A 25,130-nucleotide genomic window follows, 5' to 3' on the forward strand; every position below is an offset into this window, starting at 1 on the left:
CGCCTCCTTTAGAATGGCTCCCATGCCCAGCGTTGTCTCGTTCGTCGATGTGTCCTTCGTCCGGAACGGCAAGCGGATCCTCGACCACGTGTCGTGGGACGTGGCCGAGGACGAGCGCTGGGTGATCCTCGGCCCCAACGGGGCGGGCAAGACCTCGATCCTGCAGATCGCCGCCGCGCAGACCTACCCCTCGACCGGTGCCGCGCACCTGCTCGAGGAGACCCTCGGCCGGGTCGACGTGTTCGAGCTGCGCCCGCGCATCGGCTACGCCTCGACCGCGATGGCGCGCCGCCTCCCGGCCGGCGAGAGCGTGCTCGACGTCGTGATGACCGCCGCCTACGCCGTCACCGGGCGCTGGAACGAGGGCTATGACGCGATCGACGAGCGCCGCGCCCGCCGCGTGCTGTCCGAGTGGAAGCTCGAGCACCTCGCCGAGCGCACCTTCGGGACGCTCTCGGACGGCGAGCAGAAGCGCGTCCAGATCGCCCGCGCGATCATGACCGACCCCGAGCTGCTCCTGCTGGACGAGCCGGCCGCGAGCCTCGACCTCGGCGCCCGCGAGGAGCTCGTCCAGCTGCTGGGCGGCTTCGCGAAGGACCCGGCGTCGCCCGCGATCGTGATGGTGACCCACCACGTCGAGGAGATCCCCGACGGCTTCACCCACGCCCTGCTCCTCCGCGACGGAGCGGTGGTTGCGGCGGGCCCGCTGGCCGAGTCCCTGACCGAGGCGACGCTCGCCGAGACCTTCGGGCTCGACATCGCTCTCACCCGCGAGAACGGGCGCTTCTCGGCCCGCGCCCGCGGCTGACCCCGGCTCCGGGGTCCGGGCGCGGCGCGACTTCTGCGCGCGCTGCCGGTCTGGTATTCTCGGTAGCTGGTTCGGGCCCGTTCGCGGTGCGCCCGCCCTCATCCACCCGTTCCCGTCGACGACAGGTGCGGTTCAGGACCATCGACGACAGGACACGACCATGAAGACCGACATCCACCCCGAGTACTCCGCGATCGTCTTCCGCGACCTCGCGTCCGGTGAGACCTTCCTCACGCGCTCGACCGCGAAGAGCAGCAAGACGATCGAGCTCGACGGCGTGACCTACCCCGTCATCGACGTCGAGATCTCCTCCGCCTCGCACCCGTTCTACACGGGCAAGCAGCGCATCATGGACTCGGCCGGCCGCGTCGAGAAGTTCAACAGCCGCTACAAGAACTTCGGCAAGTAGCACTCCTCGAAGGGCCCTCGACCTCACGGTCGGGGGCCCTTCGTCGTTCCCGCGGGGCGGTCCTCAGTAGCGGTAGAAGCCCTCTCCGGTGGCCGTTCCGAGGCGGCCGCGATCGAGGTACTCCGTCTTCAGGTGGGCGGCGAACGCCTGGGAGGCCTCGTCCGGGGCCGCGGCGGCGATGTTGTAGGCGGTCCGCAGACCGACGACGTCGAAGATCTGGAAGGGTCCGAGCGGGGCGCCGGTGCCGATCCTCCAGGTCTTGTCGATGGTCTCGTAGTCGGCGTAGCCGCCCATGAGCAGCCCCGACGCGGCGTTGAGGAGCGGCACCAGCAGCGAGTTCAGGACGTAGCCGGCCTTCTCCTTCTGCAGCCTGATGGGCTCGAGGCCGCTGGAGACGGCGAACTCCACGACGGCGTCGACCACGGCGGGGTCCGTGTCCGCCGTTCCCATGATCTCGGCCGTGTTCTGCGCCCAGACGTGGTTGGCGTAGTGCAACGCGAGGAACCGGTCGGGCCGGCCCGTCGAGGCCTTCAGGTCGCTGGGGAGCAGCGTGGACGAGTTGGTCGCGAAGACCGTGCGCTCGGGAGCGAGCGCACCCAGGCGGCCGTACAGCTCCTGCTTCAGGCCCAGGTCCTCGGGGACGGCCTCGATCACGAGGTCTGCGTCCGCGACGGCCTCCGCGAGGTCGGAGGTGAGGCGGAGCGAGTCGAGCGCCTCCTGCGGTCCGCCGGCGACGCCGCCGGGCACCGACTCGTAGACGCCCGCGAGACCGCGGAGCCGCTCGCGCGCCGACTCGAGGACGTCGTCGGAGAGGTCGTAGACGGTGACGGCGAAGCCGTGGAAGGCCGACTGGAAGGCGATCTGGGAGCCGAGCACTCCGCTGCCGAGGACGGTGATCGTGCGGATCGTGGGCATGACTTCTCCTTGCGAGAGGGGGGGAGGGGGAACACGTGCTCACCCGATCCCACAGCGCCGCGGTCCGCGGAGCGAGGGCTTGCGCCGACGGGCGGGCCGTGGCCGTCGGGGAGCCGGCGCGGTAGCGTCCCGGCATGGTGTCCTTCGCCGACAAGCCGATCCTGCCGTTCACGACTCCCGAGGAGTGGGACGCCTACCTCCGCGGCGAGCCCGACCCGGACGGAGTCCGCCTGAAGCTGCGCAAGAAGGCCGCCGTGGATCCGGGGATCACCTACGCCGAGGCGCTCGACATCGCGCTCTGTCACGGCTGGATCGACGGTCAGGCGGGAGCCTTCGACGAGCAGTTCAAGCTCCAGGCCTTCACCCCGCGGCGTCGCGCTAGCCCGTGGTCCAAGGTCAATCGCGATCACGTCGCACGGCTGCTGGCGGAGGGCCGGATGCTGCCGGGCGGGCTGGCCGAGGTCGAGCGGGCACGCGCCGACGGGCGCTGGGACGCGGCCTACCGGCAGCGCGATGCGGAGGTGCCGGACGACTTCCAGCGGGCGCTCGACGCGGATCCGCAGGCCCTGGCCTTCTTCGCGACCGTCGGCGGGCAGAAGCGCTTCGCGTTCCTCTTCCGCCTCTCGCAGCTGAAGCGGGCGGCGACGCGGGAGCGGCGGATCGCGGAGTACGTGGCGCTCCTGCGCGAGGGGCGCACGCTGACTTGAGGGGTCAGTGGCGGACCGGCCAGCCCCCGTCGGCGACGAAGGACTCGTCGCGGACGCGGCGCATGTACTCCTGGAAGGACTCGGCCTGGGTGCGGCACCAGTCGACCTGGAGCGCGTGCAGGGCCTCCGCGCCGACTCCGAGCTCGTCGGCGAAGGCGCGGCCCAGCGCCTGGGCGACCCGACCCGCCGCGATCGCGTCCGCGCCCGCGTCGTGCGCCTCGGTGAGGGCGACGCCGTAGTGCTCGGCGGCGAGGGTCAGGGTGCGCTTGCCCTTGCGGTAGCGGTCCAACGCCTTGTCGATCACGAGCGGATCGACGACGGGGCTCGGGTCGAGCAGCACGGGCACGCCCCAGCGGCGCGCCTCGTGGGCGAGGAGCGAGAGGTCGTAGGGGGCGTTGTAGACGACGACCGGGATGCCGCGGGCGAGGAGCGAGCGCAGCGCCTCGGAGATCTCGGCCACGACCTCGCCGGCGGGGCGGCCGTGCGCGCGGGCGTGCTCGGTGCTGATCCCGTGGACGGCGGAGGCGCCCGCCGGGATCTCCACGCCGGGATCGGCGAGCCAGGTCGTGCCCTCGATCGGCTCGCCCGCCGCGTCGATCACGCCGACGTGCGCGGTGACGATGCGGCTCGTGCGGACGTCGATGCCGGTGGTCTCGAGGTCGAACACGGCCAGCAGGTCGAACCACCGCGCCCCCTCGGAGGGGACCAGCGCCCGCTCGGCGTCGTCGAACAGCATCGGCTCGGTCTGCGTCTCGGTCGTTCCGGTGGTGCTCACGCCGACAGCCTAAAGGGGGCCTCCGACATCGGCCGGAGGCCCCTCGGCGTGCTGCCGGGTCAGCGGGCCTCGTGCGCCTTGGCGACGTGGAGCCAGAAGAAGCCCTGCGTGCCGAGCGTCATCGTCAGCGTGCCGTCGTCCGAGAATCCGGGGAAGCGGCCGCCGCCGAACAGGTCGCTCAGCGTCGATCCGGGATTCTCCGGGTCGGTGATCGTGACCGAGACCGGGTTGTGGTTGAAGCTGAAGACGCAGAGCACCTCCTCGGGCTGGTCGCCCATCTCGGAGCCCGAGCCGGCGTAGTCCCGCACGAAGGCGAGCACCGACTCGTGGTCCGTCTCGAGGACGCGCATCGACCCGAGGCCGAACGCCGGGTGGCCGCGGCGCACGTGCAGGACGTTCCGCATCCAGTGCAGCAGGGAGCGGGACTGCGCCAGCTGCGCCTCCACGTTGACCTGGTTGTAGTGGTAGACGAGCGACTGGACGATCGGCTGCACGAGCTTGCCGGGGTCGGCGGCCGAGAAGCCGGCGTTGCGGTCGGGCGTCCACTGCATCGGCGTGCGCGACGCGTCGCGGTCGTTGAGCCAGATGTTGTCGCCCATGCCGATCTCGTCGCCGTAGTACAGGAACGGGCTGCCGGCGAGGGAGAAGAGCAGGGCGTTGATCAGCTCGAGCTCGGCGCGCGAGTTGTCCAGGAGCGGCGCGAGCCTGCGGCGGATGCCGATGTTGGAGCGCATCCGCGGGTCGTAGGCGTACCAGCCGTACATGGCCTGGCGGTACTCCTCGGACACCATCTCGAGCGTGAGCTCGTCGTGGTTGCGGAGGAACACGCCCCAGGCGGCGCCGCTGGGGATGTCGAACGTCTCGGAGAGCACCTTCTTCAGCTCGTTCGCCGTCTGCGCGCGGAGGGAGTAGAAGATGCGCGGCATGACCGGGAAGTCGAACGCCATGTGGCACTCGGGCTCCTCCTCCGTGCCGAAGAACGCGGCGACCTCTCGCGGCCACTGGTTCGCCTCGGCGATCAGGATGCGGCCGGGGTAGTCGCGGTCGACCATGGTGCGGAGGTTCTTGATGAACTCGTGGGTGGGCGGCTCGCCCTCTCCGTTGCCCTCGTCGGACTCGTAGAGGTAGGGGATCGCGTCGAGTCGGATGCCGTCGACGCCGAGGTCGAGCCAGAACTTGACCACGTCGTGGATCGCCTCGTGCACGGCGGGGTTCTCGAAGTTGAGGTCCGGCTGGTGCGAGAAGAAGCGGTGGAAGTAGAACTGGCGGCGCTCGGCGTCGAAGGCCCAGTTCGAGTCCTCGGTGTCGACGAAGATGATGCGGATGTCCGGCCACTTGTCGTCGGTGTTGTTCCAGACGTAGAAGTCGCCGTAGGGGCCCTCGGGGTCGGACCGGGACTGCTGGAACCACTCGTGCTGGTCGCTGGTGTGGTTGAGCGGGAAGTCCATCACGATGCGCATGTTGCGCTCGTGGGCCTTCCGCACGAGGTCGCGGAAGTCCTCCATCGTGCCGAACTCGGGGAGGATCGCCTTGAAGTCGGAGACGTCGTAGCCGCCGTCGCGCAGAGGCGACATGTAGAACGGCGGGAGCCAGAGGGCGTCGATCCCGAGCCACTGCAGGTAGTCGAGCTTGGAGGCGAGCCCGTTGATGTCGCCGGCGCCGTCGCCGTTGGAGTCGTAGTACGACCGGATCATCACCTCGTAGAACACCGCCCGGCGGTACCACTGGGGGTCGAGGGCGAGTCCGGGGAGTTGGATCGGCGACGTGAAGCTCACGGTGCTCCTTCTGCTGCTGCCTGAGCGGATGACCGTCTCGCGAGACGGGTGGGCGGTGCGCCGTGTTGCGAGCGCGTGATCATGCTCCCGGCTCGGATCGAGGCCACGCAAGGCGTTGCGGCCAGATCTTCGACGGGCTTTCCCTACGATAAGGAACGCGATGACCACTCCCTCCCCCTACGCCTCCGATCTCGGCCGTGTCCCCGTCCGCGAGGCCGCGGTGGACGTCGCCGGATCCCGCACCGCCTACTGGACCTACGGCGCTCCGGACGCCTCGACCGTCCTCGTGCTGGTGCACGGGTTCCGCGGCGAGCACCACGGCCTCGAGCCCGTCGTCGCCCGTCTGCTCGCCGGGGGAGCGGACGTGCGGGTCGTCGCTCCCGACCTGCCCGGCTTCGGCGCCTCGACCCCGATGACGCGCCTGCCGCACGACGTGGACGGCTACGCCTCCTGGCTCGGCTCCTTCCTCGACGCGCTGGGGCTCCGCGGCGAGGCGGCCGTCCTCGGCCACTCCTTCGGCTCGATCGTCGCGGCCGCGGCCGTCGCCGACGGGCTGCCCGCTCCGCTCCTGGTGCTGGTCAACCCGATCGGCGCGCCCGCCCTGCAGGGTCCCCGCGGCGTCCTGACCAGGCTCGCCGTCCTCTACTACCGGCTCGGCGCGCTCCTGCCGGGGCCCCTCGGACGCCGCCTGCTCAGCGACCCGCTGATCGTGCGGGTGATGAGCCTGGCGATGGTGAAGACGAAGGAGCCGGCGCTGCGACGCTTCGTGCACGACCAGCACGACCGCTACTTCAGCGCCTTCGCCTCCCGCGACACGGTCCTCGAGGCGTTCCGCGCCTCCGTCTCGCACGACGTCGGCGAGTACGCCTCCCGGATCGGCGTGCCGACGCAGCTGATCGCCGCGGCGCAGGACGACATCACTCCGCTCCCGGCGCAGTACCGCCTGCTCGAGAGGCTGCCGCACGCCCGCCTGCACGTCATCGACGGAGTCGGCCACCTGATCCACTACGAGACGCCGGACGAGGCCGCCGCCGTGTTGCGGACTGCCCTCGAGGAGGGGATCGACCGATGAGGATCGTCGTCGACTGCCGGTACACCCGGCTCGAGCGGCACGACGGGATCAGCCGCTACACCGCGGAGCTCGTCCGCGAGCTCGCGAAGCTGCACGACGTGACCATGCTGATCAGCGACCGCCGCCAGCTCGCGATGCTCCCGTCGCTCCCGTGGGAGCGCGTGACCGGGCCGACCAGCCCGTTCGAGCCGTTCGTCGCGCTGCTGGTGAACCGGCTGCGGCCCGACGTGGTCTTCTCGCCGATGCAGACCATGGGCTCGCTCGGCCGCCGCTACCGGCTCGTCCTGACCGTGCACGACCTCATCTACTACCGCCACCGCACTCCGCCGCGCGACCTGGCCGCTCCCCTGCGCGCGCTCTGGCGGCTCTACCACCTCGCCTGGTGGCCGCAGCGGAGGCTCCTCCAGCGCGCCGACGCGGTCGTCACCGTCTCGGAGACCACCCGCGACCTGATCCGCTCCCACCGCCTCACCACCCGGCCGGTGGTCGTCGTCCCGAACGCGGCGACCGAGCCCGACGAGGCGAGCGCCGCTCTGGCGGGATCGCTGCCCGACCGGTCGGCCGGGCGCTCGCTCGTCTACATGGGCTCGTTCATGCCCTACAAGAACGTCGAGACGCTCGCGCGCGCGATGCGGCTGCTGCCCGACTACGAGCTGCACCTGATGAGCCGGGCGAGCGACGAGACCGTCGAGACGCTCCGGGCCCTGGCGCCGACCGCGAAGCTGGTGTTCCACCAGGGGGCGCCGGACGCGGAGTACCGCGCGGTGCTCGCGCGGGCGACCGCTCTCGTGACGGCGAGCAGGGACGAGGGCTTCGGGATCCCGCTGGTCGAGGCGATGGCGCTCGGGACGCCGGTCGTGGTGAGCGACATCCCGATCTTCCGCGAGATCGCCCAGGACGCCGCCGTGTACGTCGACCCGTCGAGCGCGAAGGGCATCGCGGACGGCGTGCGATCGCTCGAGGACGGCGCCGTGTGGCGGACGCACTCGGCCCGGGCGAGGGAGCGGGCCGCGGCCTTCTCCTGGCGCGACTCCGCCCGGGTGCTCTTCGGGCTCCTGCACGACCTCGGCCGGCGCTGACGCGGGGCCGGCGATCGGACCGCTGCCGGGAGGAGGGCCGTCAGGCTCCCGGAGCCGGGCTGAGCACGTCGTCGAGGTCGACGTCCGCCACGACCACGTCGCCGGAGTCGTCGACGCCGACGATGCGCAGTGCCCCGTCGACGATCGCGAAGTCGTGCCGGGAGCCGTTGCCGACCGAGACGCCGTGCACGGGGAGGTCCTCGCTGCTGAGCGCGCGGATCAGGCTGCCGATGACCGCACCGTGCGTGGCGACGACGACGGACGCGTCGGGGAAGCGCTCGGCCACCTTGAGCAGCGCGGCGGTCGCCCGCTCGACGACCTCGGCGCGGGTCTCGCAGCCGGGGATCGGCGCGCGCTCGATGCCTCCGGGGAAGCGCTCGGCGAGCTCGGGACCGGTCATCCCCTCCGCCTCGCCGTAGGCGCGCTCGGCCAGGCCCGGCACCGCCAGCGGCTCGTCGAGGCCGAGACCGCGCGCGATGATCGCTCCGGTGTCGAAGGCGCGCTGCAGCGGACTGGCGACCACGGCGTCGAAGCGCCGGTCGGCGAGCAGCCGCGCCGCCGCCCGCGCCTGGGCGCGCCCGGTCGCGTTGAGCGGGATGTCGCTCCTGCCCTGGATGCGCCGGGCTGCGTTCCAGTCGGTCTGGCCGTGGCGGACGAGGGTGAGCTGGGTCACAGGGGCCTCTCGGGAGGTCGGGTGCGGAGCGGGCGGGAGCTCAGAGGGCGGCGGTGCGGCGCGCGGGCAGGCGCTCGGCGAGCTCGCGGAGCACCTCGCTGGTGCCTCCGTCGATCTTGATGCTCGCGCGCGAGTCGCCCTTGGTGGTGCCGCGGTTGACGATCACGATCGGCATCCGGGCGCGCCGGGCGATCTCGAGGAAGCGGATGCCGGAGTTGACCACGAGCGACGAGCCGGCCACGAGCAGGGCGTCGGCGCCCGCGACGATGGCGCGCGCCTCCTCGAACCGCTCGGTCGGGATGAACTCGCCGAAGAAGACGATGTCCGGCTTCAGGATCCCGCCGCAGACCGTGCACTCGGGGACGGTCATCGCCGAGACGTCGTGGACCTCGGCGTCGCCGTCGGGGTTGAGGGAGGAGACGTCGGGGTCGTCGAGCCAGGGGTTGAGCGCCTCGATCCGCTCGGCCACCGCGTCGCGGGCGAAGTACTGGCCGCAGGTCATGCAGCGCACACGGTCTGCCGAGCCGTGCAGATCCACCACGCGGCGCGAGCCGGCTCGGACGTGCAGGCCGTCGACGTTCTGCGTGACGACGCCCGTGAGCAGGCCGCGCCCCTCGAGCCGGGCCAGGGCCCGGTGGCCGTCGTTGGGGAGCGTGCTGGTGAAGCGGCGCCAGCCGAGCTGGCTGCCGGCCCAGTACCGGCGGCGGTAGTCGGGATCGGCGACGAACTGGGAGTAGGTCATCGGGCTGCGTACCGGTGCCCCGGCTCCGCGGTAGTCGGGGATGCCCGAGTCGGTGCTCATGCCCGCGCCGGTGACGGCGGCGATACGGCGCCCGCTGAGGAGTTCGACGGCCTGCTCGACCGCGAGCGCCTCGGGGCCCTCGGCGACCGGTGTCGGACTCGACTCCATCCGCGCCTCCTTCGAGGGCCGTTCGAGCGGCCCCTGGACGAGTTTAGTCCGCGCCGTGCCCTAGATTGCCGGGATGCCGATCGTGCACATCACCGACCTCGACCACCCGCTCCTCGCCGACTACCACCGCCTCACCGACGTGGCGCTGCGGCGGGTGCTGGAGCCGGAGGGCGGTCTGTACATCGCCGAGTCCGCCAAGGTGATCGAGCGGGCGCTCGACGCCGGGCACCGTCCCCGCTCGGTCCTGGTGCAGGAGAAGCGGCTGCCGGACGCGGCCGGGGTGCTCGAGCGTCATCCCGAGGTGCCGGTCTTCGTGGCGCCGGATCTGCTGATCGAGGAGCTGACCGGGTTCCACCTCCACCGCGGAGCGCTCGCCTCGATGCACCGTCCGCCGCTGCGGCCGATGGCCGAGCTGCTGGAGGGCGCGCGCCTCGTCGTGATCCTGGAGGACCTGGTCGACCACACCAACGTCGGCGCCGTCTTCCGCGCCGCGGCCGGCATGGGCGCGGACGCGGTGCTCGTGACGCCGCGGTGTGCGGACCCCCTGTACCGGCGCAGCGTCCGGGTGAGCATGGGCACGGTCCTGCAGGTGCCGTGGACGCGCACCCCCGAGTGGGCACCGGCCCGCCGCGCTCTGGAGGAGGCCGGGTTCTCGGTCGCCGCGCTGGCGCTCGCTCCGGACGCGGTGCCGCTCGACGAGTACGCGGCGGCTCGCCCCGAGCGCGTCGCGATCGTCCTGGGCGCCGAGGGGGACGGGCTCAGCCGCGCGGCGCTGGACGCCTCGGACACCGTCGTCACCATCCCGATGCTGCACGGCGTCGACTCGCTCAACGTGGCCTCGGCGAGCGCCGTCGCACTGTGGGCGCTGACCCGCGGGCGCTGACCGCCCGGCTCCGGCGCTCGGCGGCCCCGCGGTGACCTGCCGCTGACGCTCGCGACGCGGGATCGGGGTCGGTATCGCGCGTCACCCGCCGCGCCCGACGACGGGGCGGCGTCCGGGACGGGGGAGAGGCCCGCCCGTACGATGACGGGGTGACCTCCCCGACCCGATCCGACGACGCCCTCGACCTGTTCGGGGAGCCCGCCGCGCCGGAGCCGCGACCGCGTCGACGGCGCGGGGCGGTCGTCGCCGGTCTCGTCGCTGCGACCGTGCTGGTCGGTGGAGGCGGTGCCTACGCGACCAACGCGGCGACCGCGGAGCTGCCGACGGCGAGCGCCGTCGCGGTGGACCCCGTCTCGAGCACCGTCGACGCGCCCGCTCCGGCCTGGCCTGCCTACGGCTCCGGTGCCGTGGCGGCCGTGGGCATCGACGGGACGGAGGAGGACGGGCTGCTCGCCCGCTACGGCTCCACCGGAACCGTGCCCACGGGGAGCATCGCCAAGGTCGTCACCGCTCTCGTCGTCCTCGCGGCGAAGCCGATCGCGGAGGGGACGGACGGGGAGACCATCACCTTCACGAGCGCGGACGTGCAGTACTACAACGACACCCTGGCCGAGAACGGCTCGAGCGCTCCGGTCACCGCGGGTCTGCAGCTGACCGAGCGGGAGGCGCTGACCGCCATGATGCTCCCGTCCGCGAACAACTATGCGAAGTCCCTCGCGATCTGGGCGTACGGCTCGGAGGACGCCTTCCTCGCCGCGGCGCGCGGCTGGCTCGACGGGCAGGGGCTCGAGCGGACCTCCCTCGCCGACACCAGCGGGCTCTCGCCGGCGACGGTCAGCACGACGGCCGAGATGGTGCGCCTGGGCGAGCTGCTGATCGCGGACCCGGTGCTCGCTCCGATCGTCGCGATGCCGACCGCGGTCATCCCGGGGGTCGGCGAGGTCGACAACACCAACTCGCTCCTCGGCCGCTCGGGAGTGGACGGGATCAAGACGGGGACGACCGACGAGGCGGGGTCGTGCCTGCTGTTCTCGCTCGACTCGACCGTCGAGGGCCGGCCGGTCACCCTGGTCGGCGTGGTGGTGGGCGCGCGTACGCACCCGCAGCTCGCCGCGGACGTGCTGACCCTCGTCCCGACCGTCGAGGCGGGCTTCCGGACCGTCCCGCTGACCGTCGAGGGCCAGGACTACGGCACCCTCACGAGCGCCTGGGGGGAGACGGCGACGGCCGAGACCGCGGAGGCGCGGTCCGTGCTGGTGTGGGGCGCGGTCTCGACGACGACCACGGTCGCCCTCGATCCGCTCGAGACCGTCGCCGACGGCGAGCGCGTGGGGACCGCGACCGTCGACGTCAACGGCACCCCGTACGAGCTTCCCCTCGTCGCCGACGGGTCGATCGAGGACCCGGGCTTCGCCTGGCGCCTCGGCCACCCGGCCGAGCTGTTCGGCTGAGCGCGGGGCGAGCCGCCGCCTCCCGGGAGCGGATCAGGCCAGGGGATCCGCGGCCCGGTCGCCGACGATCCGCACGCCGGCGGTCGCGATGTCCTCGGCGACCTCCTCCGGCGTCGCGTTACCCGGCACGACCGAGCCCGGCTCCGAGGCCCCGGGATCGGTGCTCCAGCGCTCGGCGGAGGGCCGCTTGGCGGTGATGAAGTCGCCGGAGGACTGGTGGCGGACTCGGCGCAGCACCCACGGCACGAGGTACTCCCGCGCCCACTGGATGTCCTCCGTGCGGGCGGCACGCCAGGTGCGGGCGTGCAGCGGCTCCGGGGCGAGGGGGCGCAGGTCGTTCTCGACGTTCAGCGACTCGAGGACCATGCGCGCGACCTCGTGGTGGCCGTGCGGGTTGAGGTGCAGGCGGTCCGGCGCCCACATCCGCACGTCCTGGATCTCCTGGAGGGACCACTGGTCGGCGACGATGCAGTCGTACCGCTTGGCCAGCGCCCGCAGGTTCTCGTTGTAGATCGCGACCTTCCCGCGGATCCGCCCGAACACGGGGGAGAAGCCCACGTCCACTCCGGTGAAGAGGACGACGGTCGCCCCGTCGGAGCGGAGCCGGGCGAGGCCCGACTCGAAGCGGGACGCGATGTCGTCGGGGTCGGTCCCCGGGCGGATGACGTCGTTCCCGCCCGCGGAGATGGTGATGAGATCGGGGCGCAGCTCCAGGGCGGGCTCGACCTGCTCGTCGACGATCTGCTGCAGGAGGCGGCCGCGCACCGCCAGGTTGGCGTAGGCGAAGTCCTCGTTCTGGCTGCCCAGGACCTCCGCCACGCGGTCCGCCCAGCCGCGGTGCCCGCCGGGGCTGCCGGGCTCCGGATCGCCGATCCCCTCGGTGAAGGAGTCGCCCAGGGCGACGTAGCGGGACCACGGATGACGCTGCTCGACCATCCCTCCATCATGCTCCGCACCCGGCCGTCGGTGGCACGGCGCGACACGCCGTGCGCCTCCCGGCGGGCCGCGGAGACCGAGCCGCTGTCGGAGGCGTCGGCTAGATTCGGTCCACGTGAACAGTCCCTCGAGCTTCGGTCATCAGGTCGGCACCTCCGCCGCTGAGCACCTGTCCCCGTCCTTCCCGGGCAGGGCACCGTGGGGTACCGCGAACAAGCTCCGCGCCTGGCAGGCGGAGGCGCTCGAGGCCTACTTCCAGCACGAGCCGCGCGACTTCCTGGCCGCCGCGACCCCGGGCGCGGGCAAGACCACCTTCGCGCTGCGGCTGGCCGCCGAGCTGCTGCACAACCGCACGGTCGACCGGATCACCGTGGTCGCACCGACGGAGCACCTCAAGCGCCAGTGGGCCGAGGCCGCGCACCGCGTCGGCATCCGCCTGGACCCGACCTTCACCAACCGCATGGGCCGCCACGCCCGCCACTACCACGGCGTCGCCGTCACCTACGCGCAGGTCGCCGTCCGCGCCGAGCTCCACCGCGAGCTCACCCTGTCCGGCCGCACCCTCGTCATCCTCGACGAGGTGCACCACGCCGGCGACGCCCTCAGCTGGGGCGACGCGGTGCGCGAGGCCTTCGAGCCCGCCGTCCGCCGGCTCTCGCTGACCGGGACGCCGTTCCGCTCGGACACGGCGGCGATCCCGTTCGTCAGCTACCTGCCGGACGAGGAGGGCATCCGCACCTCGCTCACCGACTACGCCTACGGCTACGGCCGCGCGCTCGCGGACGGCGTCGTCCGGCCGGTGCTGTTCATGGTCTACGCCGGGCAGATGCGCTGGAAGTCGAAGGCCGGCGACGAGATGGAGGCGCGGCTCGGCGAGGGCAACACCAAGGACATCACCTCGCAGGCCTGGCGGACCGCGCTGGACCCGAAGGGCGACTGGATCCCCTCGGTCCTCCGCGCCGCCAACACCCGCCTCACCGAGGTGCGGCGCGCCGTGCCCGACGCCGGCGGCCTGGTCATCGCGACCGACCACTACACCGCGCGCGCCTACGCCGCCATGCTCCGCGAGATCAGCGGCGAGACCGTCACCGTCGTGCTCTCCGACGAGAAGGAGGCGAGCGACCGGATCGAGGAGTTCGCGAAGGACACCAGTCGCTGGATGGTCGCGGTCCGCATGGTCTCCGAGGGCGTCGACGTGCCGAGGCTCGCCGTCGGCGTGTACGCGACATCGGCGTCGACTCCTCTGTTCTTCGCCCAGGCGATCGGCCGCTTCGTGCGCGCGCGGCGCCGCGGCGAGACCGCCTCGGTGTTCCTCCCGAACGTGCCCGGCCTGCTCGCGCTGGCGGGCTCGATGGAGCTGCAGCGCGATCACGCGCTCGACCGCAGGACCTCCGACGACGAGGAGTACCCCGAGGCCGATCTGATGGCCGACGCCGAGCGCAGCGAGAAGGCGTCCTCGGATCTCCTGGAGGAGGGCCGCTTCGAGTCGATCGGCTCGGCCGCCACCTTCGACCGCGTCGTCTACGAGGGCGCCGAGTTCGGGATGGAGGTCGAGGTCGAGAGCGAGGAGGAGCTCGACTTCATCGGACTGCCGGGGCTCCTGGAGCCCGACCAGGTGCGGGAGCTGCTCCAGCACCGGCAGCAGCGGCAGGCCAAGCGCGCCGGCAGCCGCGCGGGCGCGGCGGCCCCGGCCGAGCCGGCGAGCGAGATCCCGGCGCCGCTCTACCGCACGCTCAAGGAGCAGCGCAGCCTGCTCAACTCCCTGGTCGGCCTGTGGGCACGGGGGACGGGCGAGTCGCACGGCCAGGTGCACACCGAGCTGCGCCGGCTCTGCGGCGGACCCGCGGTGGCGCAGGCGAGCGTGACCCAGCTGCAGGCGCGGATCGACCTCCTGCGGCGCAGGCTCGGCTCGCACTGATCGCGGTGCGGCGCCCCGGTCCGTGGTGACGTGGCCCTGACGACGGGGCCGATCGCTGCTCCCGCCCAGCCCGGCCGGCCCCTCCGCGTGGGCCGGACAGCCCCTCCGGCGCGTTCTAGCCGATGCACCCGGCGCGGCGCCAGCCCTCCCCGGCGGACCGGGCGCGACCGTACTGTTCGAGCGTGACCCACCGGAACGACCTGCCCGCTCACGCGCCCGCAGGACGAACCGGACGGCGGTTCCGGCCGCCGGTCGTGACCACCGGAGGAGGACCGCGCGATGAGCGCTGACCGTCAGGGGAATGCTCGAGACACGCTCGCTAAGCTGAGCAGTCGGTCCGTCGCGGAAGTGACGGACCATCACCCCCGACGTCGGGCATCCGCAGACCGCACATCGGCGTCTCCCGGACTGCCCGAGAACAATCCCCTGAGGAGTCTCGTGGAGACCTGGCCCGGAACCGCCTACCCGTTGGGCGCGACGTTCGACGGAAGCGGCACGAACTTCGCCCTGTTCAGTGAGATCGCCGAGCGCGTCGAGCTGTGCCTCTTCGAGGAGGACGGCACCGAGACGCGCGTCGAGATCCAGGAGTCGGACGCCTACGTCTGGCACTGCTACCTTCCGCAGGTCCAGCCGGGCCAGCGCTACGGCTTCCGCATCCACGGACCGTACGACCCCGATGCCGGCCACCGCTGCAACCCGAACAAGCTGCTGCTGGACCCCTACGCGAAGGCGATCTCGGGGGAGATCGACTGGGACCAGTCCCTCTTCTCGTACACCTTCGGCGACCCGGACTCGACGAACGACGAGGACTCGGCGCCGCACATGATGATGGGCGTCGTCATCAACCCCTTCTTCGACTGGGCCGGTGACCGCCGCCCGCGCACCTCCTACGACAGCACCGTGATCTACGAGGCGCACGTGAAGGGGCTCACCAAGACGCATCCCGACGTGCCGGAGGAGCTCCGCGGCACCTACGCCGGAGTCGCCCACCCCGCGGTGATCGACCACCTCAAGCACCTGGGCGTCTCGGCGATCGAGCTCATGCCCGTGCACCAGTTCGTGAACGATTCGACGCTGATGGACAAGGGCCTCTCGAACTACTGGGGCTACAACACGATCGGCTTCTTCGCACCGCAGAACACCTACTCCTCCACGGGCGACCAGGGCCAGCAGGTCCAGGAGTTCAAGAGCATGGTGAAGGCGCTCCACGCGGCCGGCATCGAGGTCATCCTCGACGTGGTCTACAACCACACGGCGGAGGGCAACCACCTCGGCCCCACCCTGTCGTTCCGCGGCATCGACAACGAGGCGTACTACCGCCTCGTCGACGACGACAAGCGCTACTACATGGACTACACCGGCACCGGGAACACCCTGAACGTGCGACACCCGCACTCGCTCCAGCTGATCATGGACTCGCTGCGCTACTGGGTGACGGAGATGCGCGTCGACGGCTTCCGCTTCGACCTCGCCTCGGCGCTGGCACGCGAGTTCTACGACGTCGACCGGCTCTCCACCTTCTTCGAGCTCGTCCAGCAGGACCCGGTGGTCTCGCAGGTGAAGCTGATCGCCGAGCCGTGGGACGTCGGGCCCGGCGGCTACCAGGTGGGAAACTTCCCGCCCCAGTGGACGGAGTGGAACGGCAAGTACCGCGACACGGTCCGCGACTTCTGGCGCGGCGAGCCGTCGACGCTGGGGGAGTTCGCCTCGCGCCTCACCGGCTCGGCCGACCTCTACGCGCACTCGGGCCGCTACCCGGTCGCCTCGATCAACTTCGTCACGGCGCACGACGGCTTCACCCTCCGGGACCTGGTCTCGTACAACGAGAAGCACAACGACGCCAACGGCGAGGACGGCAACGACGGGGAGTCGCACAACCGCTCCTGGAACCACGGCGTGGAGGGGCCCACGGACGACCCGCGGGTGCTCGCGCTCCGGGCACGCCAGCAGCGGAACTTCCTCGCGACGATGCTGATCTCCCAGGGCGTCCCGATGATCCTCCACGGCGACGAGCTGGGCCGGACCCAGAACGGCAACAACAACACCTACGCCCAGGACAGCGAGCTGACCTGGATCGACTGGGCGCACGCCGACCGGCCGCTGCTCGAGTTCACCGCGGCGCTCATCCGCCTGCGCGCCGAGCACCCGACCTTCCGACGCATGCGCTTCTTCGACGGCCGCCCCGTCCTGCGCGGCGACGGCGAGCCCCTGCCCGACATCGTCTGGTTCACCGCTGCCGGCACCGAGATGTCCCCGTCCGACTGGGACTCCGGTCTCGGCCGATCGGTGGGCATCTACCTCAACGGCAACGGGATCCGCGAGCGCGACCAGCGCGGGCGCCCCGTCACCGACGACAGCTTCCTCCTGTACTTCAACGCCGACGACGTCGACGTCGAGTTCGCGATCCCGAGCGACGAGTACGCGCTCGAGTGGAGCGTCCTCGTCGACACCGCCGGCGCCGAGGCGGACTCGATCCCGCGTCCGGCGGGGGCGATGCTCACCGTCCAGGCGAAGTCGCTCGTCATCCTCCAGGAGCACAGCACGCCCGAGCCCGAGGTCGACCACTCGGTCGCCGCTTCGCTCGCGTCCCTGGCCGCCACCTCGGCCATCCCGATCGTCTCCTCGACGGGACCCACCAGCCCCCACGCCGAGTCGACCGACTCCGCGACCGCACCCTCGACAGGAGCCTGACGTGCGTCTGCCCGCCTCCACCTACCGCCTCCAGATCCGGTCGGCGTTCGACCTCGACGACGCCGCCCGCGTCGCCGACTACGTGCGCGCGCTCGGAGCGGACTGGCTGTACTTCTCGCCGCTGCTGAAGGCCGAGCCCGGCTCGGACCACGGCTACGACGTGGTGGACCACACCGAGGTCGATCCCGACCGCGGTGGCGCGGCCGGCCTGGCGAACGCCTCGGCCGCGGCGCGGGCGGAGGGCCTCGGCGTCCTCATCGACATCGTCCCCAACCACATGGGCGTCGCGACCCCGAGCGAGAACTCGTGGTGGTGGGACCTGCTGAGGAACGGGAAGTCCTCCCGCTACGCCACCGCCTTCGACATCGACTGGGAGGCGGGGGGCGGGAAGCTGCGCGTGCCGATCCTCGGCGACGGTGCGAGCGAGGGCGACAGCGACAGCGAACTCGACGCGCTCGAGGTCGTCGGCGACGAGCTGCACTACTACGAGAACCGCCTGCCGATCGCGCCCGGCACCGCCGAGCCCGGCGACTCCGGCCGCACGGTGCACGCGCGCCAGAGCTACGAGCTCGTGAACTGGCGCCGCGCCGACGCCGAGCTGAACTACCGCCGCTTCTTCGCGGTGAACACCCTCGCCGCCATCACGGTCGAGCGGCCCGAGGTGTTCGACGCCTCGCACGCCGAGATCGTCCGCTGGTTCACCGAGGGGCTCGCTGACGGCCTGCGCGTCGACCACCCGGACGGCCTGGCCGACCCGGGCGGATACCTCGACGACCTGGCCCGCGCGATCGGCGGCGCCCCGGTCTGGGTCGAGAAGATCCTCGAGGGCGACGAGGAGCTCCCGCCGCACTGGGCGACCGTCGGCACCACGGGCTACGACGCCCTGGCCGACGTCGACCGCATCCTGGTCGACCCCGACGCCCGCCCCGTGTTGGAGGGCCTCGACGCCGAGCTCACGGGGAAGGGCTCCCCGCTGCAGTGGGCCGACCTCATCCACGACACCAAGCGCGGCATCGCCGACGGCATCCTCCGCTCCGAAGTCCTGCGGCTGGCCCGCCTGATCCCCGGTATCGAGGGAGCGGACGACGCGCTGGCGGAGCTCCTGGCGACCTACCCGGTCTACCGCAGCTACCTCCCCTACGGAGCGGAGCACCTCGAGCACGCCCGCGTCGACGCCGTGCGCCGCCGTCCCGAGATCCGCGCGACCATCGACGAGGTCGCCGCGGCGCTCGGCGAGACCGGCACTCCGGTGTCCGTGCGCTTCCAGCAGACCTCCGGCATGGTGATGGCGAAGGGCGTCGAGGACACGGCGTTCTACCGCTTCAGCCGCCTCACCTCGCTGAACGAGGTCGGAGCGGACCCGGACGAGTTCGCGATCGACCTGGTCGAGTTCCACCGCCGCCAGGCCGTGCGCCAGGCCTCGTTCCCCGCCTCGCTCACCACGCTTTCGACCCACGACACGAAGCGCGGCGAGGACACCCGTGCCCGCATCACCGCACTGGCCGAGGACCCGGAGGCGTGGGCGGCGACGCTCCGCGAGCTCCACGCCCTCGTCGGCTTCGGCGACGGCCCGATCGAGCACCTGCTCTGGGAGGCCGTCGTGGGGACCTGGCCCGCGAGCCGCGAGCGCCTGCACGCCTACGCCGAGAAGGCGTCGCGCGAGGCCGACGACTCGACGCACTGGACCGCTCCTGACGAGCAGTTCGAGAAGCGGATGCACGCGGCGATCGACGCGGCGTTCGACGAGCCCGCCGTCCGCCGGCTGGTCGAGCAGACCGTCGAGCGGGTGTCGGTTGCCGGCTGGTCGAACGGTCTCGCCGCGAAGCTCGTGCAGATCACCGCCCCGGGCATCCCGGACGTCTACCAGGGCAGCGAGCTCTGGGAGACCTCCCTCGTCGACCCGGACAACCGCCGCGAGGTCGACTTCGGGCAGCGTCGAGCGCTGCTGGAGCGGATCGACGGCGGCTGGAAGCCCGCGATCGACGCCGAGGGAGCCGCGAAGCTCCTCGTCACCTCGCGCGCCCTCCGGCTCCGCCGCGACCGCCCCGAGCTGTTCACCCGCTACGCCGCCGTCCCTGCGATCGGGCCCGCCGCCGAGCACGCGATCGCCTTCGACCGCGGCGGCGCGCTGACCGTCGCGACCCGGCTCCCCGAGGGCCTCGCCGCTTCGGGCGGGTGGAACGGCACGGTCGTGGTCCTGCCCGGGCACCCGATGGAGGACGTCCTCACCGGCCGCACCTTCGCGGGAGGAGTGACTCCGGTCGCCGAGATCCTCGCCGACTACCCCGTGGCACTGCTCGCCCCGGTCTCCTGACCGGTTCCGCACCGCACCGCAGACCGATCCGACCCCTCCTGGAGACAGCAGTGATCAGCACGACTCCCTACCGCTACGCACTCCCGACGACCGGGCCCGAGCGGTTCGACGTCTGGGCCCCCGAGGCCTCGACGGTCGAGCTCCTTCTCGGCGACGACTCGTCGCTGACGATGACCCGCCACGGAGACGACGGATGGTGGCGGGCGCCCGCGTCGGCCCCGGCCACCGGCGGGGTCGACTACGGGTACCGGGTGGACGGCAGTGGTCCGCTGCCGGATCCCCGCTCGCGCCGCCAGCCGAAGGGCGTGCACGAGCTCTCGCGCACGTTCGACCCCTCGGCGCACGAGTGGGGCGACTCCGCCTGGACCGGGCGCGAGCTCGCCGGCGCCGTCATCTACGAGCTGCACCTCGGCACGTTCACACCCGAGGGCACCCTGGACGCGGCGGCGGAGCGCTTCGAGCACCTGCGCTCGATCGGCGTGGACTTCATCGAGCTGCTGCCGGTCAACGCGGTGAACGGAACGCACAACTGGGGCTACGACGGCGTCCTCTGGTACGCCGTGCACGAGCCGTACGGCGGACCCGAGGCGTACCAGCGCTTCGTGGACGCCGCCCACCGTGCCGGCCTCGGCGTGGTCCAGGACGTCGTCTACAACCACCTCGGCCCGAGCGGCAACTACCTGCCGGAGTTCGGCCCGTACCTCAAGAACGAGAAGGCCAACACCTGGGGCAGCTCGATCAACCTGGACGGCGAGGGTTCGGACACCGTCCGCGGGTACATCATCGACAACGCTCTGATGTGGCTGCGCGACTACCACGTCGACGCCCTGCGCCTGGACGCGGTGCACGCCCTCTCGGACGAGCGGGCCGTGCACGTGCTCGAGGAGATGGCGAGCGAGGTGGCCGTGCTGTCGGCCCACGTCGGGCGCCCTCTGACGCTGATCGCCGAGTCCGACCTCAACGACCCGACGCTGATCACTCCGCGGGAGGCGCACGGCTACGGGCTCGACGCGCAGTGGAGCGACGACTTCCACCACGCGGTCCACGTCGCGCTGACCGGGGAGACCACGGGCTACTACGAGGACTTCGCGCCGCTCGGCGCCCTCGCGAAGGTGCTGACGCGGGGCTTCTTCCACGACGGCACCCTCTCGACTTTCCGCGCCCGCCACCACGGCCGTCCGGTGGACACCGAGCACATGCCGACCTGGCGCCTGGTGGTCTGCAGCCAGAACCACGACCAGATCGGCAACCGGGCGGTCGGCGACCGTCTGACGGCGACCCTCGACGAGGGGCGCCTCGCGATCGCCGCGGCTCTGACGCTGCTGGGCCCTTTCACTCCCATGCTGTTCATGGGCGAGGAGTGGGCGGCGTCGACCCCGTGGCAGTTCTTCACCTCGCACCCGGAGAAGGATCTGGGCGAGGCGACGGCGAAGGGCCGCATCGATGAGTTCGCGAAGATGGGCTGGGACCCGGAGGTCGTGCCCGATCCGCAGGACCCGGAGACGTTCCTGCGCTCGCGGCTCGACTGGTCCGAGGTCGGGGAGGGGCGTCACGCCCGCACCCTCGAGGTGTACCGCGAGCTGGCGGCGATCCGCCGCCGCTACCCCGAGCTGACGGACCCGCGCTTCGGTTCGCTCCGCGTGGAGTTCGACGAGGATGCCCGCTGGCTGACTCTCGGCCGCGGTCGGGTGACCGTGGCGATCAACGTCGGCGAGTCCGCCGCCCGCATCGCCCTGCCGGAGGTGGCGGAGACGCTGCTCGGCGTCGGGGAGTACGCGGTGCAGCCCGGGGACACCGAGGTGGATCTCGGCGCCTCCTCGCTGCTGGTGACGCTGAGCGCCTGAGCTCCGTGGCGGCCGGCTGTTCAGGTGGCCGGCCGCCGCTGTCCTGAACGGCCGCCTCGGGCCCGAGCGCTCAGAGCGCGACCGCGGCGTACTCCGTCGCCGTCACGACCCGCACTCCCTCGTCGTGGACGAGCAGGAGCGCGCGGAGGGGGATGGCCCGCTTGTGGCACGCCGCCGCCAGGTGACGGGCGAGGACCCGATCGGTCTCGCCGAGGAAGGCGCGCCCGGGACGTTCCAGGGCGAAGGCGAGCGAGCCCACGTCCTGGTGCGCCACGGCCTTGGCGAGGGTGGCGACGATCCGCTCGGTCTTCTCCTCGTCGGGGTGCACGGGGAGCCCGTCCACCGGGTAGAGGATCGGCAGCTGCACGCCGTCGCGGTCGAGGAAGATCGGCCACAGGGCCCGGCGGTAGGCCGGTCCGATCAGCGAGGAGACGCGCTCGCGCAGCTCGCGGTCGTTCAGGAGCGGCGCATCGAGGTGCGGAGCGGGAGCGGCGTGGTCGAGAGTGGTCATGGTGTCGCTTTCTCGTGGGGCGAGCGGGCGGTGCCGCTGAGGGGTCATCGGAAGTTGCGGGAGGTGGTGCGAGCGCCGACCGTGAGGGTCTCGAACCTGTCGGCGAGGAGGTTCGTCACCCCCTCGTCGGAGCGCTCGAGGATCCCCCTGACCAGCAGGGCGGGTGCCTCGCGGGCCACGCGGCGGTAGCGGTTCCATACTCCGACGGAGCAGATCACGTTGAGGATCCCGTGCTCGTCCTCGAGGTTGAGGAAGGTCACTCCACCGGCTGTGGAGGGACGTTGGCGGTGGATCACGACCCCGCCGACCTCGATCCGGGTCCCCGAGGGGATGGCGGGGAGATCGGCCGAGGAGCGGGCGCCGCGGCGAGCGAGTCCCTCGCGGAGGTGGCGCAGCGGATGGTCGTCGGGCGAGATGCCGGTGGCCCAGAAGTCGAAGACCACGCGCTCCTGAGGGGAGAGCATCGGCAGGAGCGGGGGCTGCACGACGACCGTGGAGCCGGCGAGGAACTCCTCGCGGTCGCCTGCGGCGGTGCCGGCCTCCCAGAGCGCCTGCCGACGCTGCAGACCGAGCGAGTCGAAGGCGCCCGCGGCGCCGAGGGCCTCCAGCTGAGCCGCGGTCGTGCCGACCCGACGCGAGAGGTCGGCCATGCTCGCGTAGGGTCCGCCGCGTTCGCGCTCGGCGACGATGTGCTCGGCGAGCGCGGTGCCGATGCCCTTCACCCCTGCCAGCCCGAGCCGGATCAGGAAGCCGCTGTCGCGCCTGTGGTCGTCCGTGTGGAAGTGCTCCGTGCGGTCGAACAGTCCCGTGGGCGGCTGATCGGCGCGGAGGCAGTCGTCGCTCCCGTAGGCGGCGCCGCCCCTCCGGCGTGCGGGGGCGTCCTCCTTCGCCTCGAGCCCGGGAGGCGCCAGGGAGCGGTTGACGTCGGGCGAGACGACCTCCACTCCGTGACGCCGGGCATCGGCGACCAGGGTGTGCGGGGCGTAGAAGCCCATGGGCTGCGCCCTCAGCAGCGCGGCGGTGAACGCGGCGGGGTAGTGCAGGCGGAGCCAGGCGCTCGCGTAGACCAGCAGGGCGAAGCTGATCGCATGGCTCTCGGCGAAGCCGAAGTTCGCGAAGGCCTGGATCCGGAGGTAGATGTCGTCCGCGACCTCGCCCGTGATGCCGTTGCGGGCCATCCCCTGGTAGAGCCGCTCGCGGAGGGTCTCGATCTTCTCGGTCCCGCGCTTGGACCCCATCGCCCGGCGCAGCAGGTCGGCGTCCTCCGCGTTGCAGTCGCCGACGGCCACGGCCACCTGCATGAGCTGCTCCTGGAAGAGCGGCACGCCGAGGGTGCGCTTGAGCGGCGTCACGAGGAGGGGGTGCTGGTACGTCACCGGCTCCTCGCCGAGCTTGCGGCGGATGTAGGGGTGGACCGCACCGCCCTGGATGGGGCCGGGGCGGATGAGCGCTACCTCGATCACCAGATCGTAGAAGCGGCGCGGCTGCAGCCGGGGGAGGGTGCCCATCTGCGCCCGGCTCTCGACCTGGAACACCCCGATCGAATCGGCGCGGCAGAGCTGGTCGTAGACGCCCTTCTCCTCCCGGGGGAGGGTGGAGAGGTCCCACTGCTCGCCGACGTGCTCGGCGACGAGGTCGAACGTGTACTGCAGGGCAGCGAGCATCCCGAGCCCGAGGAGGTCGAACTTGACCAGGCCCATCCAGGCGCAGTCGTCCTTGTCCCACTGCAGGACGGTGCGGTCCTCCATCCGGGCGGGCTCGATCGGGCAGACCTCGCCCACGGGCCGGTCTGTCAGCACCATGCCGCCGGAGTGGATGCCCAGGTGCCGGGGCGTGCCCAGCACTCGGGTGGTCAGGGCGACCACGTCCTCGGGGATGTCGTGGTCGGTGCTCTCGGTGACGGACCCCCACCGCTCGACCTGCTTCGACCAGCCGTCCTGCTGCCCGGCGCTGTATCCGAGGGCCTTGGCCATGTCGCGCACGGCGAACTTGGGCCGGTAGGTGATGACGTTGGCGACCTGGGCCGCGTTCAGACGTCCGTACTTCCGGTAGACGTACTGGATCACCTCCTCGCGTCGCTCCGAGTCGAAGTCGACGTCGATGTCGGGCTCCTCGTCGCGGATGCTGGAGAGGAACCGCTCGAACGGCAGGTCGTAGAAGATCGAGTCGACCGCCGTGATGCCCAGGACGTAGCAGACCGCCGAGTTGGCGGCCGAGCCGCGTCCCTGGCAGAGGATGCCGTTCCGCTTGGCGTAGTGGACGATGTCGTGGACGATCAGGAAGTAGCCCGGGAAGTCCTTCTGCTCGATCACCGCGAGCTCCTTCTCGAGGCGCGCGAGGACGTCGGCGTCGGCGCGGGGGTACTTGGCCGGCACGGCCTCGCGCACGAGCTCGCGCAGCCAGCTCATCGGGGTGTGCCCCTCGGGGACCTCCTGGCGCGGCAGCCGGGGCCGGACTCGGCCGAGCTCGAAGGCGATCTCGTCGGCGACGCGTACCGTGTTCTCCACGGAGCCGGGGTAGCGGCCGAAGCGCTCGGCCATCTCGGCGCCGGAGCGCAGGTGGGCGCCGCCCGCTGCGGGGAGCCAGCCGTCCATCTCGTCGAGGCTCCGGCGTGCTCTGACCGCGGCGAGGGCCGTCTGGAGGGGGCGCTCCTCCGGCCGGGCGTAGTGCACGTTCCCGGTGGCGACCGTCCGCAGCCGGAGCTTCTCGGCGATCGCCGCCAGCTGGTCGTTGGCGCGCGAGGCTAGGGGATCCCCGTGGTCGTACAGCTCCACGAGGACGTTGGCGGGACCGAAGAGCCGGACGAGCTCGCGGACCTCCTGCTCGGCCGCGGCCACTCCTGCGGCGGCGAGCGCTTGACGGACCGCTCCCTTGCGGCAGCCCGTCAGCACGATCCAGTGGCCGTCGGCGGCGCGCGCGAGCTTCTCGAGGTCGTAGCTCGGCTTGCCCTTCTCGGCTCCGGCGAGCTGAGCAGTGGTGATCGCACGGGCGAGGCGGTGGTAGCCCTCCTCGCGGCGCGCGAGGACGAGCAGGTGGGTCCCCTCCGGATCGGCGACCCCGTTCTGAGGCGAGGTGAGCCCGATCGAGAGCTCGGCTCCGAAGGCCGTGCGGACGGCGTGCCCCTGCGCGGCCTCGGCCATCCTCACGATGCCGTAGAGGCCGTCGTGGTCGGTGAGCGCGAGAGTGTCGATGCCGAGCCGGACCGCCTCCTCGACCAGCTGCTCCGGCTTGCTCGCCCCGTCGAGGAAGCTGAAGTGGGAGTGGGCGTGCAGCTCGGCGTAGGGCACCGGATGAGCCGGCGGCCGGACGTCGTCCCCTGCCACGTAGGCGGGGCGCTTGTGCGACCAGGCCGGACTGTCGCCGCCGTCGCCCCGGACGACCGTGCCGTCGGCGCGCTTGCCGCTGGAGAGGCGGCGCTCGAACTCCGACCAGGGGATCGGCGGGTTGTTCCAGCCCATC

Annotated in this window: 19 protein-coding genes; 11 read left to right on the forward strand and 8 right to left on the reverse strand. The window is 72.0% G+C overall.

Annotated elements, in window-relative coordinates:
* Window positions 1–22 precede the first annotated feature (22 nt).
* Together C5B95_RS05440 and C5B95_RS05445 are read left to right on the forward strand one after the other, a co-directional pair.
* Window positions 23–808: an ABC transporter ATP-binding protein gene (locus C5B95_RS05440; protein WP_104348657.1), complete on the forward strand. Its 786-nt coding sequence runs from the start codon at window positions 23–25 to the stop codon at window positions 806–808.
* A gap of 160 nt (window positions 809–968) precedes the next feature.
* A complete protein-coding gene (locus tag C5B95_RS05445; RefSeq protein WP_068253003.1) occupies window positions 969–1,217 on the forward strand; it encodes a type B 50S ribosomal protein L31 in 249 nt (82 codons plus the stop codon).
* Between the two features lie 63 nt (window positions 1,218–1,280).
* Here C5B95_RS05445 and C5B95_RS05450 read toward each other — a convergent pair whose 3' ends face one another.
* Entirely contained in the window at window positions 1,281–2,132 is an 852-nt protein-coding gene (locus C5B95_RS05450; protein ID WP_104348658.1) for a 3-hydroxyacyl-CoA dehydrogenase, read from the reverse strand.
* Window positions 2,133–2,266: 134 nt separating this feature from the next.
* Between C5B95_RS05450 and C5B95_RS05455 the strand changes: the two genes are divergently transcribed.
* On the forward strand, window positions 2,267–2,839 hold the full coding sequence (locus C5B95_RS05455; protein WP_104232624.1) for a YdeI family protein: 573 nt from the start codon (window positions 2,267–2,269) through the stop codon (window positions 2,837–2,839).
* A gap of 4 nt (window positions 2,840–2,843) precedes the next feature.
* Here C5B95_RS05455 and C5B95_RS05460 read toward each other — a convergent pair whose 3' ends face one another.
* Together C5B95_RS05460 and treS are read right to left on the reverse strand one after the other, a co-directional pair.
* Complete coding sequence (locus C5B95_RS05460) at window positions 2,844–3,575, reverse strand: 3'-5' exonuclease (protein WP_104348688.1); 732 nt, start codon at window positions 3,573–3,575, stop codon at window positions 2,844–2,846.
* A 98-nt stretch (window positions 3,576–3,673) separates the two neighbouring features.
* Entirely contained in the window at window positions 3,674–5,389 is a 1,716-nt protein-coding gene (treS, locus tag C5B95_RS05465) for a maltose alpha-D-glucosyltransferase (protein ID WP_104348659.1), read from the reverse strand.
* Window positions 5,390–5,549: 160 nt separating this feature from the next.
* On the opposite strand from treS, the gene C5B95_RS05470 reads away from it, so the two are divergent.
* On the forward strand, window positions 5,550–6,461 hold the full coding sequence (locus C5B95_RS05470) for an alpha/beta fold hydrolase (protein WP_104250357.1): 912 nt from the start codon (window positions 5,550–5,552) through the stop codon (window positions 6,459–6,461).
* Window positions 6,458–7,540 carry a glycosyltransferase family 1 protein gene (locus tag C5B95_RS05475; protein WP_104348660.1) on the forward strand — a complete coding sequence of 361 codons (1,083 nt, stop codon included), beginning with the start codon at window positions 6,458–6,460 and terminating at the stop codon, window positions 7,538–7,540. Before C5B95_RS05470 ends, C5B95_RS05475 begins: the two co-directional genes overlap by 4 nt.
* 40 nt (window positions 7,541–7,580) lie before the next feature.
* Here C5B95_RS05475 and C5B95_RS05480 read toward each other — a convergent pair whose 3' ends face one another.
* Both C5B95_RS05480 and C5B95_RS05485 read right to left on the reverse strand, forming a co-directional pair.
* The gene (locus C5B95_RS05480) at window positions 7,581–8,213 is read right to left on the reverse strand and encodes a histidine phosphatase family protein (protein WP_104348661.1); all 633 of its coding nucleotides are present in this window, start codon (window positions 8,211–8,213) and stop codon (window positions 7,581–7,583) included.
* Window positions 8,214–8,253: 40 nt separating this feature from the next.
* Window positions 8,254–9,123, reverse strand: coding sequence for a Sir2 family NAD-dependent protein deacetylase (locus C5B95_RS05485; RefSeq protein ID WP_104232620.1), 870 nt, complete (start codon window positions 9,121–9,123; stop codon window positions 8,254–8,256).
* A gap of 73 nt (window positions 9,124–9,196) precedes the next feature.
* On the opposite strand from C5B95_RS05485, the gene C5B95_RS05490 reads away from it, so the two are divergent.
* Window positions 9,197–10,006, forward strand: coding sequence for an RNA methyltransferase (locus C5B95_RS05490; RefSeq protein WP_104348662.1), 810 nt, complete (start codon window positions 9,197–9,199; stop codon window positions 10,004–10,006).
* A gap of 149 nt (window positions 10,007–10,155) precedes the next feature.
* Entirely contained in the window at window positions 10,156–11,457 is a 1,302-nt protein-coding gene (locus C5B95_RS05495; RefSeq protein ID WP_104348663.1) for a D-alanyl-D-alanine carboxypeptidase family protein, read from the forward strand.
* Window positions 11,458–11,490: 33 nt separating this feature from the next.
* Here the strand turns inward: C5B95_RS05495 and C5B95_RS05500 are convergent, their stop codons facing one another.
* Window positions 11,491–12,393 (reverse strand): SGNH/GDSL hydrolase family protein, encoded by a 903-nt coding sequence (locus C5B95_RS05500; RefSeq protein ID WP_104267332.1) that lies wholly within the window; start codon window positions 12,391–12,393, stop codon window positions 11,491–11,493.
* A gap of 115 nt (window positions 12,394–12,508) precedes the next feature.
* On the opposite strand from C5B95_RS05500, the gene C5B95_RS05505 reads away from it, so the two are divergent.
* The 4 genes from C5B95_RS05505 (at window position 12,509) to treZ (ending at window position 21,160) form a co-directional block, all read left to right on the forward strand.
* Entirely contained in the window at window positions 12,509–14,311 is a 1,803-nt protein-coding gene (locus tag C5B95_RS05505) for a DEAD/DEAH box helicase (RefSeq protein ID WP_104254993.1), read from the forward strand.
* A gap of 438 nt (window positions 14,312–14,749) precedes the next feature.
* Window positions 14,750–17,002 (forward strand): glycogen debranching protein GlgX, encoded by a 2,253-nt coding sequence (glgX, locus tag C5B95_RS05510; RefSeq protein ID WP_104237465.1) that lies wholly within the window; start codon window positions 14,750–14,752, stop codon window positions 17,000–17,002.
* A 1-nt stretch (window position 17,003) separates the two neighbouring features.
* Window positions 17,004–19,316: a malto-oligosyltrehalose synthase gene (treY, locus tag C5B95_RS05515; RefSeq protein ID WP_104337312.1), complete on the forward strand. Its 2,313-nt coding sequence runs from the start codon at window positions 17,004–17,006 to the stop codon at window positions 19,314–19,316.
* Window positions 19,317–19,366: 50 nt separating this feature from the next.
* A complete protein-coding gene (treZ, locus tag C5B95_RS05520; protein WP_258059821.1) occupies window positions 19,367–21,160 on the forward strand; it encodes a malto-oligosyltrehalose trehalohydrolase in 1,794 nt (597 codons plus the stop codon).
* 70 nt (window positions 21,161–21,230) lie between these two features.
* Here treZ and C5B95_RS05525 read toward each other — a convergent pair whose 3' ends face one another.
* Window positions 21,231–21,671, reverse strand: a complete 441-nt coding sequence (locus tag C5B95_RS05525; RefSeq protein ID WP_104232613.1) for a hypothetical protein — start codon at window positions 21,669–21,671, stop codon at window positions 21,231–21,233.
* Window positions 21,672–21,715: 44 nt separating this feature from the next.
* Entirely contained in the window at window positions 21,716–25,129 is a 3,414-nt protein-coding gene (locus C5B95_RS05530) for an error-prone DNA polymerase (RefSeq protein WP_104337311.1), read from the reverse strand.
* Between the last annotated feature and the right edge of the window lies 1 nt (window position 25,130).

Source organism: Rathayibacter sp. AY1A7 (assembly GCF_002930845.1).
Taxonomy (GTDB): Bacteria; Actinomycetota; Actinomycetes; order Actinomycetales; family Microbacteriaceae; genus Rathayibacter.

Excerpts from the sequence above, each read along its gene's own strand:
- C5B95_RS05440 (WP_104348657.1), top strand. The coding sequence starts at position 23 with ATGCCCAGCGTTGTCTCGTTCGTCGATGTGTCCTTCGTCCGGAACGGC.
- C5B95_RS05445 (WP_068253003.1), top strand. The coding sequence starts at position 969 with ATGAAGACCGACATCCACCCCGAGTACTCCGCGATCGTCTTCCGCGAC.
- C5B95_RS05450 (WP_104348658.1), bottom strand. The coding sequence starts at position 2,132 with ATGCCCACGATCCGCACGATCACCGTCCTCGGCAGCGGAGTGCTCGGC.
- C5B95_RS05455 (WP_104232624.1), top strand. The coding sequence starts at position 2,267 with ATGGTGTCCTTCGCCGACAAGCCGATCCTGCCGTTCACGACTCCCGAG.
- C5B95_RS05460 (WP_104348688.1), bottom strand. The coding sequence starts at position 3,575 with ATGCTGTTCGACGACGCCGAGCGGGCGCTGGTCCCCTCCGAGGGGGCG.
- C5B95_RS05470 (WP_104250357.1), top strand. The coding sequence starts at position 5,550 with ATGACCACTCCCTCCCCCTACGCCTCCGATCTCGGCCGTGTCCCCGTC.
- C5B95_RS05475 (WP_104348660.1), top strand. The coding sequence starts at position 6,458 with ATGAGGATCGTCGTCGACTGCCGGTACACCCGGCTCGAGCGGCACGAC.
- C5B95_RS05485 (WP_104232620.1), bottom strand. The coding sequence starts at position 9,123 with ATGGAGTCGAGTCCGACACCGGTCGCCGAGGGCCCCGAGGCGCTCGCG.
- C5B95_RS05490 (WP_104348662.1), top strand. The coding sequence starts at position 9,197 with ATGCCGATCGTGCACATCACCGACCTCGACCACCCGCTCCTCGCCGAC.
- C5B95_RS05500 (WP_104267332.1), bottom strand. The coding sequence starts at position 12,393 with ATGGTCGAGCAGCGTCATCCGTGGTCCCGCTACGTCGCCCTGGGCGAC.
- C5B95_RS05525 (WP_104232613.1), bottom strand. The coding sequence starts at position 21,671 with ATGACCACTCTCGACCACGCCGCTCCCGCTCCGCACCTCGATGCGCCG.
- C5B95_RS05530 (WP_104337311.1), bottom strand. The coding sequence starts at position 25,129 with ATGGGCTGGAACAACCCGCCGATCCCCTGGTCGGAGTTCGAGCGCCGC.